General features: G+C 52.5%; 14 protein-coding genes. 2 read left to right on the forward strand and 12 right to left on the reverse strand.

Annotated elements, in window-relative coordinates; translation table 11 throughout:
• Positions 1 to 13 precede the first annotated feature (13 nt).
• The 12 genes from DHN43_RS13695 to DHN43_RS13745 form a co-directional block, all read right to left on the reverse strand.
• Entirely contained in the window at positions 14 to 2,473 is a 2,460-nt protein-coding gene (locus DHN43_RS13695) for a heavy metal translocating P-type ATPase (protein ID WP_208995408.1), read from the reverse strand.
• Between the two features lie 120 nt (positions 2,474 to 2,593).
• A complete protein-coding gene (locus DHN43_RS13700; RefSeq protein ID WP_108818953.1) occupies positions 2,594 to 5,773 on the reverse strand; it encodes an efflux RND transporter permease subunit in 3,180 nt (1,059 codons plus the stop codon).
• Complete coding sequence (locus DHN43_RS13705) at positions 5,770 to 7,278, reverse strand: efflux RND transporter periplasmic adaptor subunit (RefSeq protein ID WP_108818954.1); 1,509 nt, start codon at positions 7,276 to 7,278, stop codon at positions 5,770 to 5,772. The genes DHN43_RS13700 and DHN43_RS13705 overlap by 4 nt, the downstream gene beginning before the upstream one ends.
• 15 nt (positions 7,279 to 7,293) lie before the next feature.
• Entirely contained in the window at positions 7,294 to 7,431 is a 138-nt protein-coding gene (locus DHN43_RS27045) for a hypothetical protein (protein WP_159096855.1), read from the reverse strand.
• A gap of 123 nt (positions 7,432 to 7,554) precedes the next feature.
• Positions 7,555 to 7,932 (reverse strand): carboxymuconolactone decarboxylase family protein, encoded by a 378-nt coding sequence (locus DHN43_RS13710; protein ID WP_108818955.1) that lies wholly within the window; start codon positions 7,930 to 7,932, stop codon positions 7,555 to 7,557.
• Positions 7,933 to 7,946: 14 nt separating this feature from the next.
• On the reverse strand, positions 7,947 to 9,398 hold the full coding sequence (locus DHN43_RS13715; RefSeq protein WP_108818956.1) for an NAD-dependent succinate-semialdehyde dehydrogenase: 1,452 nt from the start codon (positions 9,396 to 9,398) through the stop codon (positions 7,947 to 7,949).
• A 108-nt stretch (positions 9,399 to 9,506) separates the two neighbouring features.
• A complete protein-coding gene (locus DHN43_RS13720) occupies positions 9,507 to 11,180 on the reverse strand; it encodes a BCCT family transporter (RefSeq protein ID WP_063287751.1) in 1,674 nt (557 codons plus the stop codon).
• A 110-nt stretch (positions 11,181 to 11,290) separates the two neighbouring features.
• Positions 11,291 to 12,757 carry an aldehyde dehydrogenase gene (locus DHN43_RS13725; protein WP_108818957.1) on the reverse strand — a complete coding sequence of 489 codons (1,467 nt, stop codon included), beginning with the start codon at positions 12,755 to 12,757 and terminating at the stop codon, positions 11,291 to 11,293.
• Positions 12,757 to 13,803, reverse strand: a complete 1,047-nt coding sequence (locus DHN43_RS13730; protein ID WP_108818958.1) for an LLM class flavin-dependent oxidoreductase — start codon at positions 13,801 to 13,803, stop codon at positions 12,757 to 12,759. Before DHN43_RS13730 ends, DHN43_RS13725 begins: the two co-directional genes overlap by 1 nt.
• A 3-nt stretch (positions 13,804 to 13,806) precedes the next feature.
• The gene (locus tag DHN43_RS13735; protein WP_108818959.1) at positions 13,807 to 14,724 is read right to left on the reverse strand and encodes a flavin reductase family protein; all 918 of its coding nucleotides are present in this window, start codon (positions 14,722 to 14,724) and stop codon (positions 13,807 to 13,809) included.
• 17 nt (positions 14,725 to 14,741) lie between these two features.
• On the reverse strand, positions 14,742 to 15,548 hold the full coding sequence (locus DHN43_RS13740) for an alpha/beta fold hydrolase (RefSeq protein WP_063287747.1): 807 nt from the start codon (positions 15,546 to 15,548) through the stop codon (positions 14,742 to 14,744).
• Positions 15,514 to 16,122: an amino acid synthesis family protein gene (locus tag DHN43_RS13745; protein WP_057464621.1), complete on the reverse strand. Its 609-nt coding sequence runs from the start codon at positions 16,120 to 16,122 to the stop codon at positions 15,514 to 15,516. Before DHN43_RS13745 ends, DHN43_RS13740 begins: the two co-directional genes overlap by 35 nt.
• 111 nt (positions 16,123 to 16,233) lie before the next feature.
• Here DHN43_RS13745 and DHN43_RS13750 point away from each other — a divergent pair, with 111 nt between their 5' ends.
• Both DHN43_RS13750 and DHN43_RS13755 read left to right on the forward strand, forming a co-directional pair.
• Positions 16,234 to 16,932, forward strand: coding sequence for a GntR family transcriptional regulator (locus DHN43_RS13750; protein ID WP_063292218.1), 699 nt, complete (start codon positions 16,234 to 16,236; stop codon positions 16,930 to 16,932).
• Positions 16,932 to 17,222 carry a DUF1330 domain-containing protein gene (locus tag DHN43_RS13755; RefSeq protein ID WP_108818960.1) on the forward strand — a complete coding sequence of 97 codons (291 nt, stop codon included), beginning with the start codon at positions 16,932 to 16,934 and terminating at the stop codon, positions 17,220 to 17,222. Before DHN43_RS13750 ends, DHN43_RS13755 begins: the two co-directional genes overlap by 1 nt.
• Positions 17,223 to 17,225 lie beyond the last annotated feature (3 nt).

A 17,225-nucleotide genomic window follows, 5' to 3' on the forward strand; every position in this document is an offset into this window, starting at 1 on the left:
CGTTCCATCCCTCTTAATACGCAGTTGTTGCTTTGATCCAGCGTAACCGCAATGCGTTGGTTAAGACAAACACGCTTGAAAGTGCCATAGCACCAGCTGCCAGAACAGGAGACAGAAGCGGGCCACCGAATGGATATAACACGCCAGCAGCAACCGGGATCAGCAGTGTATTGTAACTGAATGCCCAGAACAGGTTCTGGCGGATGTTACGCATGGTTTGCTGGCTGATGTGGAACGCATTGACCACACCGTTCAGGTCTCCTGCCATCAGAACGACATCCGCAGCTTCAATTGCCACATCAGTGCCGGTGCCAATGGCAATACCAACATCTGCTGCTGCCAGAGCAGGCGCATCATTGATGCCGTCGCCCACGAAAGCCAGTTTACCAGAAGCGTTCTTACGCAAGTCTTCCAGCGCACGGACTTTGCCGTCAGGCAGAACTTCGGCAACCACACTGTCGATACCAAGTTCGGCTGCAATGGCATTGGCCGTCTTCTGGTTATCACCTGTGATCATCACAACTTTCAAGCCAAGCCCATGAAGGGACTTGATCGCATCTGGAGTCGTTTTCTTGATTGGGTCAGCAACAGCAATTACCGCTGCAATTTTTCCATCAATAGCGACGTAAAGTGGGGTTTTTCCTCTAGTTGCAAGTACGGTTGCATCAACAGAAAGCTGTTCCAGTGCAATTCCTTCACGGTCCATCAAGCGATCTGCACCAACCAGAACATCGTGCCCTTGCACAACCGCACTGACACCAAATCCAGTCAGAGAGTTAAAGCTCTCTGGTTTGGGAAGCGCTATGCCACGCTCTTCGACGGCCTGCACGATCGCCTTTGCAATGGGGTGTTCGGAGCTTTGCTCAACAGCTGCGACCAATCGCAGAACATCTTCCTCCTCAAAACCTTCATGCAGGATAATGTCTGTTAGTTCCGGATGTCCGGCTGTGAGCGTGCCAGTCTTGTCCAAGGCAACCACCTTGGTTTCCTGAAGCATCTGCAACGCATCGCCTTTGCGGAACAGGACGCCAAGTTCGGCTGCGCGACCTGTACCAACCATAATGGATGTTGGCGTTGCAAGCCCCATGGCACATGGACAAGCGATGATAAGCACAGCAACACCGGCGACCAAAGCAAGACTAAGCGCGGGATCGGGACCAAACAGGAACCACACCGCAACGGTGAGGATCGCAATGGTAATCACAGCTGGCACAAACCACGATGTGATTTTGTCGACCAATCCCTGAATTGGCAGCTTGGCACCCTGAGCCTGTTCCACCATCTGAATGATTTGTGAGAGAACGGTATCATTGCCAACTTTGCTTGCACGCACGCTTAAGGCACCAGTGCCGTTGATTGTCGCGCCGACAACATCATCACCAGAGGCCTTTTCAACCGGGATTGGCTCACCTGTAATCATGCTCTCATCCACGAAGGAGGAACCTGAGACAACGGCACCATCCACGGCGATCTTTTCACCTGGGCGCACCTGAATGACATCACCGACAATGATCTCTTCAATCGGGACCTCTGTCACCACGCCATCGCGCTCAACACGCGCGGTTTTAGCCTGCATGCCAACGAGCTTCTGGATAGCCTCACCAGTCCTGCCTTTGGCGCGTGCCTCCAGAAAGCGGCCCAGCAAGATGAGGACGACAATTACAGCAGCGGCCTCGTAATAGACGTTTACGGTTCCCGCAGGGAGCAACTGCGGCGCAAAAGTTGAAACGAGAGAGAATACATAAGCGGCGGAGGTCCCAAGTGCGACCAGAGAATTCATATCCGGTGCGCCTTTTAAGAGCGACGGGAAGCCCTTGGTGTAGAAATGTCGGCCCGGTCCAAAGAGCACAACAGTCGTCAGGACGAACTGCAAGTAATAACTGTTCTGCAAACCAAGTGAGTTCTCAACCAGCATATGGACGCCGGGTATGAAGTGACTTCCCATTTCGATCAGAAAAACTGGAAGTGCCAGCACGGCAGCGAGAAATACCTTGCTCTTGAGCAGACGGATTTCATCTGTTTTGCGGTGAGCCGCTTCAGCAGGCTCGGTCTTGTCCAATGTAGCAGGATACCCTGCTGAGGTGACCAGTTCAGCAATCGCAGAGGGTGTTGTCGCCCCCACTGCGTAATGCACTGTCGCACTTTCTGTTGCCAGATTAACATTGGCTTCCAGAACTCCATTTCCGGCTCGCAAAGCCTTTTCAGCTCGTCCCACACAAGACGCGCAGCTCAGGTTCCCAACACCAAAAGTGATGTTTTCTGTGAGCGCTGGATAGCCAGCTTTCTGAAGCGCGTCGGCCACATCTTGCGGCGTGAGGGTCTCATCATAATTGACCTGCACGCTTTCTGTTGCAAGATTGACAGAGGCGTTCGCCACACCGGAAATACTCTTGAGTGCCTTCTCGACGCGACCAACGCAAGACGCACAATTCATGCCTTCGACTTGCATTTTCAGTGTTGAACTGTGGGACATAATTTCACCATTTCATTGTCTGTTGAAGGCACCCTAAGGGTTCCAGCGACTGGAAGGTCAAGACTAAAATCATCAGGAATATGAAAAGACTTTGGCCATCAGGTGAATGACAGCCAAACATCACTTAGTCTTTGTTTTCTCCAGATTTTCATTGGCTTCTTCTGCGGTGATTTTATTCAAGGAAGATAGTCGGGCTCTCTTCCAAAGCACATAAATTGCCGGAATAACGAAGAGAGTCAGCAGTGTTGCGGTGATCATGCCGCCAACCATTGGGGCTGCAATCCGTTTCATGATCTCTGAGCCTGTTGCACTGCCCAGCATGATCGGTATCAACCCGGCAAAGATGGTTGCCACGGTCATCACTTTTGGCCGCAATCGTAACAGGGCACCCTCGACAACAGCATCAAGGATATCTTTTGCGGTGAGGACCTTGTGTTCTTTCCGGGCAAACGCCACGCGCTTGTCCCAGGAAAGGTTCAGGTACAACAGCATCACGATGGCTGTTTCGACAGCCACACCTGCCAGAGCAATGAAGCCGACCAGTACGGCAACCGATAAGTCAAACCCTAAGGTGTAGACAAACCAGACACCGCCTGTCAGCGCGACTGGCAGGGATGTTAGAATAATTGCCACTTCACCCACGCGGTTGAATGCGAGGAAAAGCATCAGGGTAATGATCAACAATGTTACCGGTGCAACCAGTTGCAAGCGTTCCTGAACACGCTCGATATACTCATACTGTCCTGACCATGTGATCGAGTAGCCAGCAGGGATTTTAACTTCGGAAGCGACCAGTTCTTGTGCTTCGCTGACATAACCGCCAAGGTCTCGTCCCTCGATATCAATGAAAACAAAACCTGTTGGTCGCGCATTCTCTGAGCGGATCATACCGGGGCCGTCAACAATGTTGATATCAGAGACAGCTCCAAGCGGAATATGCGCACCCGATGGCGTCACAACAGGGAGTTTCTCAAGTTGATCCGGGCTGCTTCTCCAATCCTGAGGATAGCGCAGATTGATGGGGTATCGCTCCAAACCCTCAACGCTTTCAGCAATATCCATTCCACCAATCGCGGTTTGCACCACATCCTGAACATCCTTGATATTCAGCATATAGCGAGCGGCTGCATTGCGATCGATGTCGATCTCAATAAAGCGCGCACCTCTTGGGCGCTCTGCGTAGGAGGACAACGTCCCCTCAACGCCTTTCACAAGGCCCTCAATCTTCACTGCAATGTCTTGAATGACTTGTAAGTCAGGTCCAGACACTTTGACACCGACAGGTGTTTTCATACCCGTTGCAAGCATATCTATGCGGTTCTTGATCGGTTGGATCCAGACGTTTGTAAGGCCCGGAACCTGAACTGACTTGTCCAGCTCCTGACGGATCTTTTCAAGCGTCATCCCTTCACGCCACTGATCTTGCGGTTTGAGCTGAATGGTGGTCTCAAACATGGTCAGTGGAGCTGGATCTGTTGCTGTTTCAGCGCGTCCAAGTTTGCCGTGAACGGTCTTTACTTCAGGCACCTGCATGATCATACGGTCCGTCTGCTGAAGCACCTCACGCGCCTTACCAATAGAGACACCGGTATACAGCGACGGCATGTAAAGGAAGTCACCTTCCTTCAACTCCGGCATGAACTCAGACCCAATCCGGTTCAGCGGCACAAGAATGGATGCAACCAGAACCAGCGCAAAGATGATCGTTGTTTTAGGCCAGGCAATAACGCCTGCAAGCGCGGGCCGGTACAAGGCGATGCACAACCGATTGACCGGGTTCTTGGCCTCAGGATGAATGCGTCCTCGCACAAAATATCCCATCAATACTGGCACAAGCGTGATGCTGAGAATAGACGCAGCCGCCATGGCATAGGTTTTGGTGAACGCAAGCGGTTTGAACAGACGACCTTCCTGCGCTTCCAGCACGAACACCGGAATAAAACTGATGGTGATAATCGCCAGTGAATAGAACAGAGCTGGTCCAACCTCGGAACAGCATTCGGCGACAATCTTCCAGCGGTTCTTATCGGGGTTTGGTTCCTTCTCAAGCCGTCGATGCATGGCCTCAATCATCACAATGGCCGCATCAACCATCGCTCCAATAGCGATTGCGATCCCGCCAAGGGACATGATGTTCGCATTCACCCCTTGCAGACGCATCACCAGCAGTGCCGTCAAAATGCCAAGAGGAAGCGAAATCAAAATGACCAATGAAGACCTGAGGTGTAGGAGAAACACTGCGCACACCAGAACCACAACCAGAAACTCCTCAGAGAGTTTGGTGGTCAGGTTATCAATTGCTCGCTCAATCACCCCAGCCCGGTCATAGGTGGTCACAATCTCCACGCCTTCAGGCAGGTTCGGTTTCAGCTCCTCCAGCTTGGCATGCACACCTTCTAGTGTTCTCAGCGGGTTTTCGCCCCAGCGCATGATGACGACGGCCCCAACGGAGTCGCCTTCGCCGTTCAGGTCAGCCACACCACGGCGCATTTGCGGACCAAGGCGGATGTCTGCCACATCGCTCAGGGTGAGAGCTGCACCGCGCTCATTCACCTTGATCGGGATTTGCTCCAGGTCCTCAATAGATTGGATGTACCCGGTCGCTCGGACCATGTACTCCGCTTCTGCCATCTCAATCACACTGCCGCTGGTCTCGCGGTTCGCGTTCTGGATCGTGCTCATGAGAGCAGGCAATGTCACGCCATAGGCTCGTAGTTTGTTGGGGTCAACGACCACCTGATACTGCTTGACCATACCGCCGATGGTTGCCACTTCCGACACGCCGCTGACAGTTTGAAGCTCATACTTCAACCACCAGTCCTGTAAAGAGCGCAGCTGTGCCAGATCGTGTTGACCGCTTCGGTCAATCAGGGCGTACTGAAAAATCCAGCCAACTCCTGTCGCATCCGGACCCAGTTCAGGCGTAACGCCTTCAGGTAGCTGGGCTCTAACCTGAGCAAGGTATTCCAGCACCCGGCTTCTGGCCCAATAAAGATCCGTACCGTCCTTAAAAACCACATAGACATAGGAATCGCCATAAAACGAGAACCCGCGCACGTCGATCACGTCTGGCACTGACAGCATGGCTGTGGCGATCGGATAGGTTACTTGATCCTCAATGACCTGAGGGGCCTGTCCGTCATAAGGGGTTTTGATAATGACCTGCACATCAGACAGATCCGGAATTGCATCAACCGGTGTTTCTTTCAGCGCCCAGATGCCACCAAGTGTCAACATCACAGCGGCCATGAGCACGATCACGCGGTTCTTGATGGATGCACGTATGATAGAGCCAATCATTTTTCATCGGCCCCCACCGTGTCAGCAGGTGCTGTTTTTGAAGCTTGATCTTTGATATCTCGCAGATCGACAAGGCTGAAGCGCTTGTCAGACCCCTTTGAGATAGCAAACTCAATAGGCCTATCATATTGGAATGCGTGGCTCTTCAGGTTTGCACGGACCGCAAACGTTGTTTCCATCGCTGGCCACTGCAACTCCTCAATGGCATCATGTCGAATGGTGACGGAGTTTGTCTCTGCATCAAAGTTGATCACTGTGCCATTAACCCAGATGGGGCCGTCTTGCGCAGAAGACATGCGGGCCATGCCCGCCGAAAGAGAACTCTCACTATCAATCAGAAACTGAGCGGAGGTTACAACTTCTTCCCCTGCTTCAAGCCCCTGTAAGATCTCGGTCCTGCTTCCTCCTCCAAAACGCCCTGTCAGGCCCGGCGTCACCATGCGTGGCTGAAACGTGCCCTCCTCAGTTTGCAGGATAACCCGATCAGATGAACCTGTGCGGATCAGCGCGCTGGCTGGAATTGTCAATGCACGTCGCGTTTCAGATGGGATGATGGTTACGCGGCCAAACATGTTCGGACGTAAAACACCCTCTGAGTTGTCAAAATGCAGACGGACCGGCAGAGTGCGCGTCACCGCATCCAATTCCGGGTAGATATAATCGATACGACCCTCAAGCACTTGCCCGGGCAGATGCTCAAAGCTCGCAAGCACATCGCTGTTTTTGCTCAGGCGGGCAATGTCCTGCTCAAATACATCCACCATCAACCACACAGAGGACATATCAGACAAGGTAAGTGCTATGGAATCCGGCTGCAGGTACATGCCATCCGCCGCTTCCAACGTGGTCACCACGCCGGATTGGGGAGCATACACCTTGAAGACCCTGGCCGGAGTATTCGCCCGAGCCATCTCATCAATCTGGGCGTCATCAATACCATAATTTTGAAGCTGGATTCGGATGTTTTGCTCAGTTTGCTTATCATTCCGGCGGACGGCCCGGATCAGATCAGCACTCGCAACTGTCACCTCTGGCGCATAGACAGTGAAAAGCAAATCTCCCTTCTCAACGGGATCACCAATTGCACGGATGTTGAGCTTCTTGATCCACCCTTCCGTACGTAAGTGAACCTGGCTAGAACGATGCTCGTCATAGCCAACAAACCCAACACTTTCGATTTTCTCTGAGATAGGCTCAACGCTGGCGGTGGCCGTGCGTACACCGATGCTGTTAATCACATTTGGAGACAACACAACAGAACTCCCAGATTGCTCAGCATCCTGTCCTGCATAAACAGGAACAAGATCCATCCCCATAGGAGACTTTCCAGGTGCATCACGCCGGAAACTCGGGTCCATCGGCGCAACCCAGTATAGAACTTCACTTTCAGCACTGCCTGATCCAGCAGAAGTCCGGTCTATCGAACTTCCAATAAAGATCCCTAGCCCAGCCGAAACACTTGCTACAATCGCAAGCCCAGCCACAACCGCGTATCCACGACGCATCGGTCCTGTCCTGATTTACAAAACACCATTCAGACCAGAAGGGACTTTGCTAACGCCGGGATACTCACCATCCCAACCAAATCCCTCCAAGCCCAATAAAACAGCACCACTTTCCTTATTCCTTCTGGCACTGTCCAACTTAGTGTCCGTCATTCTAATCCTTCCAGTGACTGGAAGGTCAAGTCTAATACTGAAGCCTAGTGCTTGCCGTAATCAAAAAAGCCCTGCCGATATCATCAGCAGGGCTCCCCAAAAGACTTCTTAGTAACAGAGGCTCTACAATTCCCCCGCCTCTTCCAGCACTTTTCTTGCGCTGCGGAAGCATTCTACTCCGGCGGGGACGCCGGCGTAGATGGCGACGATGTGGCAGGCGGCGCGGATTTGCTCTTTGGTGACCCCGTTGCGCAGTGCACCTTTGCAGTGCAGTTCCCATTCGTGCATTTTGCCAAGTGCGCCAATCATCGCCAGATTCATCAGGCTGCGGGTTGGTGCATCGATAGCGTCATCTCCCCAGCCGAAACCCCAGCACCATTCGGTCATGGCTTCCTGAAACGGACGATTGAAGTCGTCCGCCTTTGCCAGGTTGGCCTCTACATAGTCAGCGCCAAGGGTAGATTTACGCTGTTTCAGGCCTTTTTCAAACCGGTCAGACATTCTTGTTTTCTCTCTTAAACGCTGATGCAGATGTATTTCATTTCAACATAATCTTCGATGCCGTACTTGGAGCCTTCGCGGCCAAGTCCGGATTGTTTGACGCCTCCAAATGGTGCAACTTCAGTGGAGATCAGGCCGGTGTTGACGCCTACCATGCCGTACTCCAGCTCTTCCGCCACTTTGTAGACCGTGGAGAGATCATTGCTGTAGAAGTAAGAGGCTAGGCCGAATTCGGTATCGTTCGCTGCTGCAATGGCTTCATCAACTTCCTTGAAGCGGAACAGTGGAGCAAGCGGACCGAACGTTTCTTCTCTTGCCACGTCCATCTCACCGGTCACATTGGCAAGAACGGTTGGCTCAAAGAAGGTGCCGCCTTTGTCGCTGCGTTCACCACCGCACACAATTCTCGCGCCGTTCTCAAGTGCATTCTTGATGTGGGATTCCACCTTTTGAACGGCAGCTTCTGTGATGAGCGGTCCGATAGTCACACCGGATTGGAAGCCATCACCAACACTCAGGTTACGAACAGCATCCGCAAGTTTTTTGGCGAAGGCGTCGTAAACACCATCTTGTACATAGATACGGTTGGAGCAAACGCAGGTTTGGCCGGCATTACGGAACTTGGAAATCAGTGCCCCTTCAACGGCCTTGTCCAGATCTGCATCATTGAACACAATAAATGGTGCATTCCCACCCAATTCCAGGGAGAGCTTCTTAATCTGGTCAGCACTTTGGCGCATGAGAATGCGGCCAACATTTGTGGAGCCAGTGAAGCTGATCTTCTGAACAATGTCGTTGGTGCACAGCTCTTCACCGACTGCAACGGCATCCGTTGATGGAAGGATGCTCAGCACGCCTTTCGGGATGCCTGCCTGCTCCGCCAGCAAAGCTAGTGCCAATGCGGAAAGAGGTGTTTCTGCAGCCGGTTTTACGATCATCGCACAGCCAGCAGCCAGTGCAGGCGCAGCTTTGCGGGTGATCATCGCATTTGGAAAGTTCCATGGTGTGATCGCTCCAACAACCCCGACTGGCTGCTTGATCACCATGATGCGTTTGTCTTCCTGATGGCCCGGAATAGTGTCGCCGTAAACACGCTTTGCTTCTTCCGAAAACCATTCAATGAAGCTGGCACCGTAAAGGATCTCACCTTTTGCTTCTGCAACCGGTTTACCCATTTCTGCGGTCAGTATGGTTGCAAGATCATCTGCATTTTCGACCAGCAGGTCGAACCAGCGCCTTAGAACCTGTGCACGGTCCTTGCCTGTGCGCTTGCCCCATGCTTTTTGCGCAGTCTTCGCGGCGGTGATGGCATCGACCACATCAGAGCGCGAGCAATCGGCAACATTGGCAATCAGTTCACCTGTAGAAGGGTTATTGACTGCAAAGGTTTTCTGGCGCGAAACAAAGCTACCATCGATATATGCACCGGATTGCAACAGGCTTGGGTTGTTCAGCTTCAGGTCCATGGCGACACCCTTTGTCTTTCATTGTTGTCACATCGGCATAGTCATCACGCCGGAAAAGAATGGGGACCAGATGTGGCCCCCATTCCGTTCATTTTCCGTTAAATCGGATTACGCCCGCAGTTCGCGATCCAGAGCCGTTCCGTCAGGAGCGACTTCCTCATGAGGGTCTCTCACCGCACTTGAATCTTGCATGAGCGATTTCACAATTCCCCATGACATGAGAACCACAAGAGCACTGATCGGCAAGGCAGCCGCAATAGCAGCAGTTTGCAGAGCGGATAGTCCACCAGCCAACAAGAGCGCCGCAGCAACAACACCTTGAGCAACACCCCAGATCACACGGTGCTGTTTAGGTGGGTGTGCATTGCCCATAGACAGGATGGTCGTGATAACCAAAGTGCCGGAGTCGGATGACGTGATAAACCATGTCGCCAGCAAGAAGGTGGTGAGTGCTGCAATCAACCAGCTGATTGTGCCATTAGAGGTCATCTGCTCAATGGTGCCATAGAGCGCGCCACCAAGGTTCCAGCTGTTGACGGTGTCAATCAGGCCTGCAGTACCAACACCGCCCGGTGCATTCATTTCAATGAACAGTGCATTTCCGCCGAAAATGGTGATCCAGAGGAAAGCCATCACAGTTGGTACCAGCATAGCGCCGAACATGAATTCACGAATGGTACGACCACGGCTGATGCGTGCGATGAACATGCCCACGAATGGTGCCCAGGACAGCCACCAGCCCCAGTAGAACATGGTCCAGCCACCCTGCCATTTCACATCGCCCGGTTCACTTGCGGTCCAGAAGCCCATGGACAGGAAGTTGGACATGTAATCGCCAACGGATGTGAGGAAGAAGCTTGCGAGCCACTGAGATGGACCCGCTACCACAAAGAACAGGATTAACAGCAGTGTGAGAGCGATGTTCCACTCGGAAAGAATACGAATACCCTTACCAATGCCAGAGACAGCAGACAGTGTCGCCACAATGGAAATACCGATAACCAAAGCGATCTGAGTAAGCGTGCCCGGATCAACACCGAACAGCACGTTCAAGCCCTGTGCCATCTGGTTAACGCCAAGCCCCATGGATGTCGCGATGCCGAACACGGTGCCAAACACGGCAAGCAGATCAACCGCATGACCAGCTGGACCGTAGATGCGCTCGCCGAGGATCGGGTAAAGAGCACTACGGAACGTCAGTGGCAGTTTTTTGCGGAATGAGAAGTACGCAAGGCAAAGTCCGGTGATGGTGTAAATCGCCCAGCCATGCAGACCCCAGTGGAAGTTGGTCACGCGAACCGCATCAACTGCACGATCCATGTTCATCTCATTGTGGCCAGCCATATCCGCAAACGGGTTGTTTGGATAACCCCAGCCCGCGGAATTGTCGAAGTAGAACAACGGCTCAGCAACACCAAAGAACATGATGCCAATGGATACACTTGCGGAAAACAGCATTGCAAACCATGCAAAGTTGCTGAATTCCGGACGTGCATCATCATCGCCCAGACGGATGGAGCCAAACCGGCTGACCATCAAGCCAATGCAAATGAAGAAGATGATCATGACTGAGGAGATGTAGTACCAGCTCAGCGCTGTTTCGACCCAGCTGCGTACCGCCCCGTACAGCTCACCAGCATAATCAACATTCAAAATCGTGAACACAACAAATGCAGCAACCATAGCCTTGGCTGCGATAGACATTCCGTTGTGCAGGCCCTTAAAGAGCCCCGTTTCGGCAACATTCAGATCTTTCTGAATGTGCTCTTTTTCGATAGCCATAGTTCCCTCCCAGGCTAAATTAATCGGACATTGTGTCCGTGCCGGGTTTCACCGCCGGCTTATCTCCAGCCCCTGCTGAACAGGAGCTACGGATGGGGTTCTCCCTGTTCTCAGCGCATAACGAATGGATCCGGAATCGGATCGTCAGAGATGCGCAGCCAAACTGTTTTGACTGTTGTGTAGTCCAAAGCTGCCTGCAGTCCGCCTTCGCGGCCATGGCCGGAAAGTCCCTGTCCGCCAAACGGAGCAACGGGGGAAACTGCGCGGTAGGTGTTCACCCACACGATGCCGGAGCGAATGCCCTTTATCATGCGGTGTGCCCGCGTCAGGCTTTGTGTGAAGATGCCGGAAGCCAGGCCAAATTTTGTATCATTCGCCATCTGCAGGGCCTCAGCCTCTGTCTCAAAAGTGAGAACAGAAAGGACTGGGCCAAACAGCTCGGTTGTCACACAAGGAGCATTTGGCACATCGGAGCAATCCAGAATGGTTGGCGGGAAGTAGAAACCATCACGGTCGCAATCCACGCCGCCTGTCAGGACCTTGGCACCAGCCTCAACAGAAGCTTTGATGACTGCATTGATGTGGTCGCTCTGGCGCTGGCTGCACAAAGGGCCGACCTCTGTTGCCATATCCTGCGGATGCCCGATGACGACGGCTTCAGCTTTGGCCTTCAAACGGGTAAGAAACTCATCCTTGATGCTCTTTGCGATGATCAGGCGAGAACCTGCAACACAGCTTTGGCCTGTTGCTGCAAAAATGCCGGATATCTGCGCATTTACGGCGCTGTCGATATCTGCATCTTCAAACACGATAAATGGAGATTTACCGCCCAGCTCAAGCGAGGTACTGGCAAGGTTTTCCGCGGAGTTGCGCACGATGTGCTTTGCTGTTTCCGGTCCACCAGTAAAGGCAACGTGAGCCACTGATGGATGCGATGTCAGCACCTGTCCACATTCAGCACCAAATCCAGTGATGATGTTGACCACACCTTTCGGGAAGCCAGCTTCTTCAATCAGCTTGGCAAACTCCAAAAGCGGTGAAGGTCCTTCTTCAGACGCTTTCACAATCAACGTACAGCCAGCAGCCAATGCAGGGCCGATCTTAACAGCAGACAGGAACAGCTGATTATTCCAAGGAACAATCGCTGCCACAACACCAACAGGTTCACGGCGCAGCCAGACTTCCATGTCCTGCTTGTCAATCGGAAGGTGCGCCCCTTCAATCTTATCTGCCAGGCCAGCATAATACCGATAGTAATCCGCCACATACGCCACCTGGGCAGATGTTTCGCGGATGATCTTCCCGGTGTCCTGCGTTTCCAACTGTGCCAGCTTTGGCGCGTTCGCCTCAACCAGATCTGCCAGTTTGTAAAGCAACTTGCCGCGCTGTGTGGCTGTCAGGCTGCTCCAGGCAGGATCAAAGAAAGCCCGCTCAGCTGCAGCAACAGCACGGTTTACATCCTCAGTCCGCGCCTCGGGCATTTCTGCCCAAGGCTGACCCGTTGCCGGGTCCAGACTTTGAAACTGTGCTGAGCCATCTTCAAAACGACCATCGATATAGTGCTGGAAGCGTTTCATCATGCATCCTTTTGGAAAGCAGGCATCACTTCGTTGATGAAGCGTTCAAGAGAGGCTTTCTTGCGCTCAAACGTCATGCCGCTATCAATCCAGAATGAGTATTCATCGTAGCCAAGGTCTTCGTAGTGCTTCAGGCGCTCGATGACTTTGTCAGACGTACCGATCACATTGTTGGTGCGCATCTGCTCTGCGCTGTAGAATGGATGGTTCGCGATATCTTCGTCGCTGAGCGGCTCAATAAGACCCTGATTGATTGGGCGTTCGTTTTTGAACCATGCACCAAAGTAGTTGTAGAAACGGTTGACCTCTTCAGCGCCCTGCTGAACATCCGCCTCATCACCACCAACATAGGTGTGACGCAGCAGCATAATCTTTGGACGTGGAACGGATGGGCTTTTCTCACAAGCATCGTTGAAGCGCTCCATGAGGCTCTCAACTTCATCATCCCCGTTCCAGAGCGGCGTTACCTGAACATTACAGCCATTTGCCACCGCAAAATCATGGGAGTTTGGATCACGTGCAGCAACCCAGACAGGCGGGTGCGGATCCTGCATTGGTTGTGGTGCAGACGTCGTTTTCGGGAACTGCCAATACTCACCTTCATGAGTATAATCACCATCCCAGAGCTTCTTGACGGCAGGCACCAGCTCACGCATGCGCTGGCCAGCTTCCCAAGCGTCAAGACCCGGGATCATGCGCTCATATTCAAAACTGTAGGCACCACGAGCAATACCCAGCTCAAGACGGCCATCCATAATGATATCCGCCATAGCTGCTTCGCCAGCCAACTTGATTGGATGCCAGAAAGGCGCGATGACGGTTCCTGTTCCAAGACGTACATTTTCGGTCCGCCGTGCCAGATCTACAAGGTTGATGAAAGGGTTCGGCGCAATGGTGAAGTTCATGCCATGATGCTCACCAGTCCAGATCGCATGCATGCCGCCTTTGTCTGCAATCTCACAAAGCTGCAGAAACTCGTCATAGAGTTTTTGCTGGCTTTCATCAGCGGAAATGCGCTCAAGATGGATGAAAAGTGAAAATTTCATGGCTTACTCTCCCAGTGCGATTTTGCGCACTTCGCCGTTTTCATGATTTCCAAAATAGATGCCGAAATTGCCCTTCTGCGTCTCCTTCGCAAACCGGCCCAGCATTTTCTGTGTGGCAGCATCCTGCACGCGCGCCAGCACATCATCTGTCAGCGCGAGGAAGTTTCCAGACTGGCTGGCCCCTTCACCGGCTGAGCAATGGAAAGCCAGATGCTGGGCATTCGCCTCTTCATCTTCATAGACGGAGTAAATGAAGCCGACAGAAGACGGGACACCGACCTCTTCCAGTAATGCTGCAAGTTCTTTGGTTGGAGTACCTTTGCTGACATTGCGCGTTGGCAACCGCAGTTGGCCTGCATCATCTTCAAAAAACAGCACTTTTTTGTCTCGTTCCAGGAGAGCGCTAACAACGGTTTCGCTATCTACCTGAATGGAACTGACTTCTTGTGTGGCAGTAAAATACGCACCGCGCGCGTAACCCAGACCGTTAGCAACACCGGTCTCAAAAGCCTTTACTTCACCAATCAGAATTGCATGGTCACCCGCGTCCACCACATTGTGCATTGAGCAATCAAACCACGCAGCTACATCAGAAAGAACCGGAGAGCCATTTGGACCGACTTTCCAGTCAACCGTCGCAAAACGGTCTTCGACACGGCTGGCAAAGGTGTTGGACACATCCTTTTGGGTTTCTGCCAGAATATTAACGGCGAAACCGGATGCCTCAGTCAACGCATCATAATTGCTGGAGCTTTTCGCAAGACATACCAGCAACAATGGTGGGTCGAGAGAAACGCTTGAAAAGGAATTTGCTGTAAAGCCGAGCGGCTCACCATCCTGCCCATGGGCTGTCACAACCGTAACACCGGTAAGGAATGTACCAAATGCATTCCTCAATGTACGTGGGTCCATCGCTGTCATCGGGTAGATCTCCCTTTCTATCCGTTTGTTCTTATTGGCTGTTTTAACCAGCTTGCCATTGCGGCGTTGACTTGTTCCGGTGCTGTCAGATTGACCATATGACGATGGCCTTCAATGATACAGACCATGCCGTCCTGCGCTGCCTTGGCCATATCCACCGCCATTTCCTTGGTGGAGTTCGGATCACCATCACCCGTCAACAAAAGCGCCGGGCATCTGATCTCCTCCCATTTGTCAGCATAGGTCGCGTCCCCATGTGCAAATGCGTTGTAAGTGACCGCATAGCCAACCGGATCAACCTCCCGGAGCCAGTTGCCGACTTTTTCTTTCGCCTGCTGATCCGCAATGCTCTCACTAAACCAACGGCTTAAAGGTCCGTCGATGTTGATGTGACCCTCTGCGATTTCCTTAGCCCGCGCCTCCACAGCACTGCGAGCTTCTGGAGATCTGCGGTAAACGCCGTTCAACAAAGCAACGCGTTTTACGCGTTCCGGGTACGTTGCTGCGTAACCACCGCTGATCAGCGCGCCCATGGAATGACCGGCAAGATTCACCTGCTCAAATCCAAGCGCTGAGATCGCTGCATGCAGCCACGCCACATAGTCTTCCAGCTGAGAGCCTTGAGGAAGCGCAGTGCTTCCTCCATGCCCCGGCATGTTTACCGCGATAACACGATGTGTTTTTGCAAAGTGCTCGATTTGCGGTTCCCAGGAAGCATCCTGCATGCCAACCCCGTGGACCAGCACAAGCGGCTCACCTTCACCAACCTCACGGTAGCAAACAGTGCCCTTAGGATGTGACAGCTGCAGGGTTGTCAACGTCATGTCCCAGCTCCTTAAGGTCCTGATAGCGATCACCAATCCGGTGGTGCGGGCGTCCTGAGAGTGAAGCTCCCAGTGCGATGACGATTTCATCTGGGCCCGGAGCATCGGGAATAGCAAGCTGAATGGTGAGATAGTGTGAACGGCGACCACCGTCATTCTTGTCCATCAGCGGAATCATGATCGGAGCGTTTGCACCAGCGCGGGTGTTACAAAACGCCAGATAGGTTTTAGCGCCAACAGCTTCACGGTAAAAATTACCAAATTGCAGCGTGTGAATGAGCGCAGAGGCATGCTCGACTTCACCGTTCACACCAACAACAGCTGCTTTACCGTAACCCTCAACAGCTTCACCAGAACCTGCAAAGTTGATGATCATATCCGTCAGCAAACTGCCAACATCTGGTGCAACATCATGGATGCCCGGACGCAGATCTTCAACAAAGCCCTGCCCAGCCCATGGGTTCTTGATCACAGCAACGGCCGCAATCATCCGCAATGGGGTCTCTGCTTTTTTGCCACCTTCAATCAGCGTGTCTTCCACGTGAAGAAGTGTCTTGCGTATCTCTGCTGGCATTGGTCTTCCGTTCATTCCACTGTCAAATTCAATGGTGATAAGATGGTATACCATAATACCGAATGTCAATACCTTCTTGCGAATGAAGTCAACGCAAGCTAGATTGCGGCCATGATCTCTACTGCAAATAATCCTTTGAAAATTGAGCGTCCCACCATGACGCTTCGCGATATGGCTCTTGAGAAGATGAGAGCCGCTATCATTGCCGGGCACTTCCAGTCAGGAGACCGCCTGGTCGAGCGGCCACTTTGCGACCAGCTTGGAGTAAGCCGTTCAGTTGTAAGGGAAACAATCCGATACCTTGAAGCAGAAGGCCTTGTTGAAATTCTGCCAAACAAAGGCCCGATCGTTGCCAAACTGGATTGGGAAAACGCGCAGCAGATCTACGAAATCCGCATGCTTTTGGAGACCAGTGCTGCACAAAAATGCGCTGAACTGGCCAAAGATGGGGATAAGAAAAAACTTGGTAAAGCGCTCGCTCAGCTCAAGTTAGCCTACAGCAGCGGCGAAACAAACGACCTGTTTGAAGCAACAACATTATTCTATCAGTGCATTTTTGATATCAGCGGCCAGAATGTTGCATGGGAAGTGGTACAGCGACTCAACGGTCGCATCAGCCGCCTACGCGCAATGACTTTGGGTACTCGTGATCGCCATGATGCTGGATACAAACGGATCGAAAAAATCTACTCCGCAATCGAAACCAACGACCCTCAGGCCGCTGCAGCTGCCATTCAGTTACATCTGACGGAAGCTGCAAATATTGCCAAAACCCTTCTGACTGCAGAGCTGAGCAAAAGCGAAAAATAATGCCTAAAGCCTACTGGATTGCCCACGTCACAGTCACGGACGCTGACGCCTACACAAATTACACCCAGGCCGCTCCTGCCGCCTTCCAAAAATACGGCGCCCGCTTCCTCGCCCGCGGCGGAAAAACCGAACACCTGGAAGGCACCACACATCCCCGTAACGTCGTCATCGAATTCGACACCATGGAACAAGCCCTGGCCTGCTACCACTCCCCAGAATACCAAGAAGCCAAAACCCACCGCAAAACCGCAGCTCTGGCGGATATCATGATCGTTGAGGGAATGGCGTAAGCT

Source organism: Pseudovibrio sp. Alg231-02 (genome assembly GCF_900143565.1).
In the GTDB taxonomy this organism is placed as follows: Bacteria; Pseudomonadota; Alphaproteobacteria; order Rhizobiales; family Stappiaceae; genus Pseudovibrio.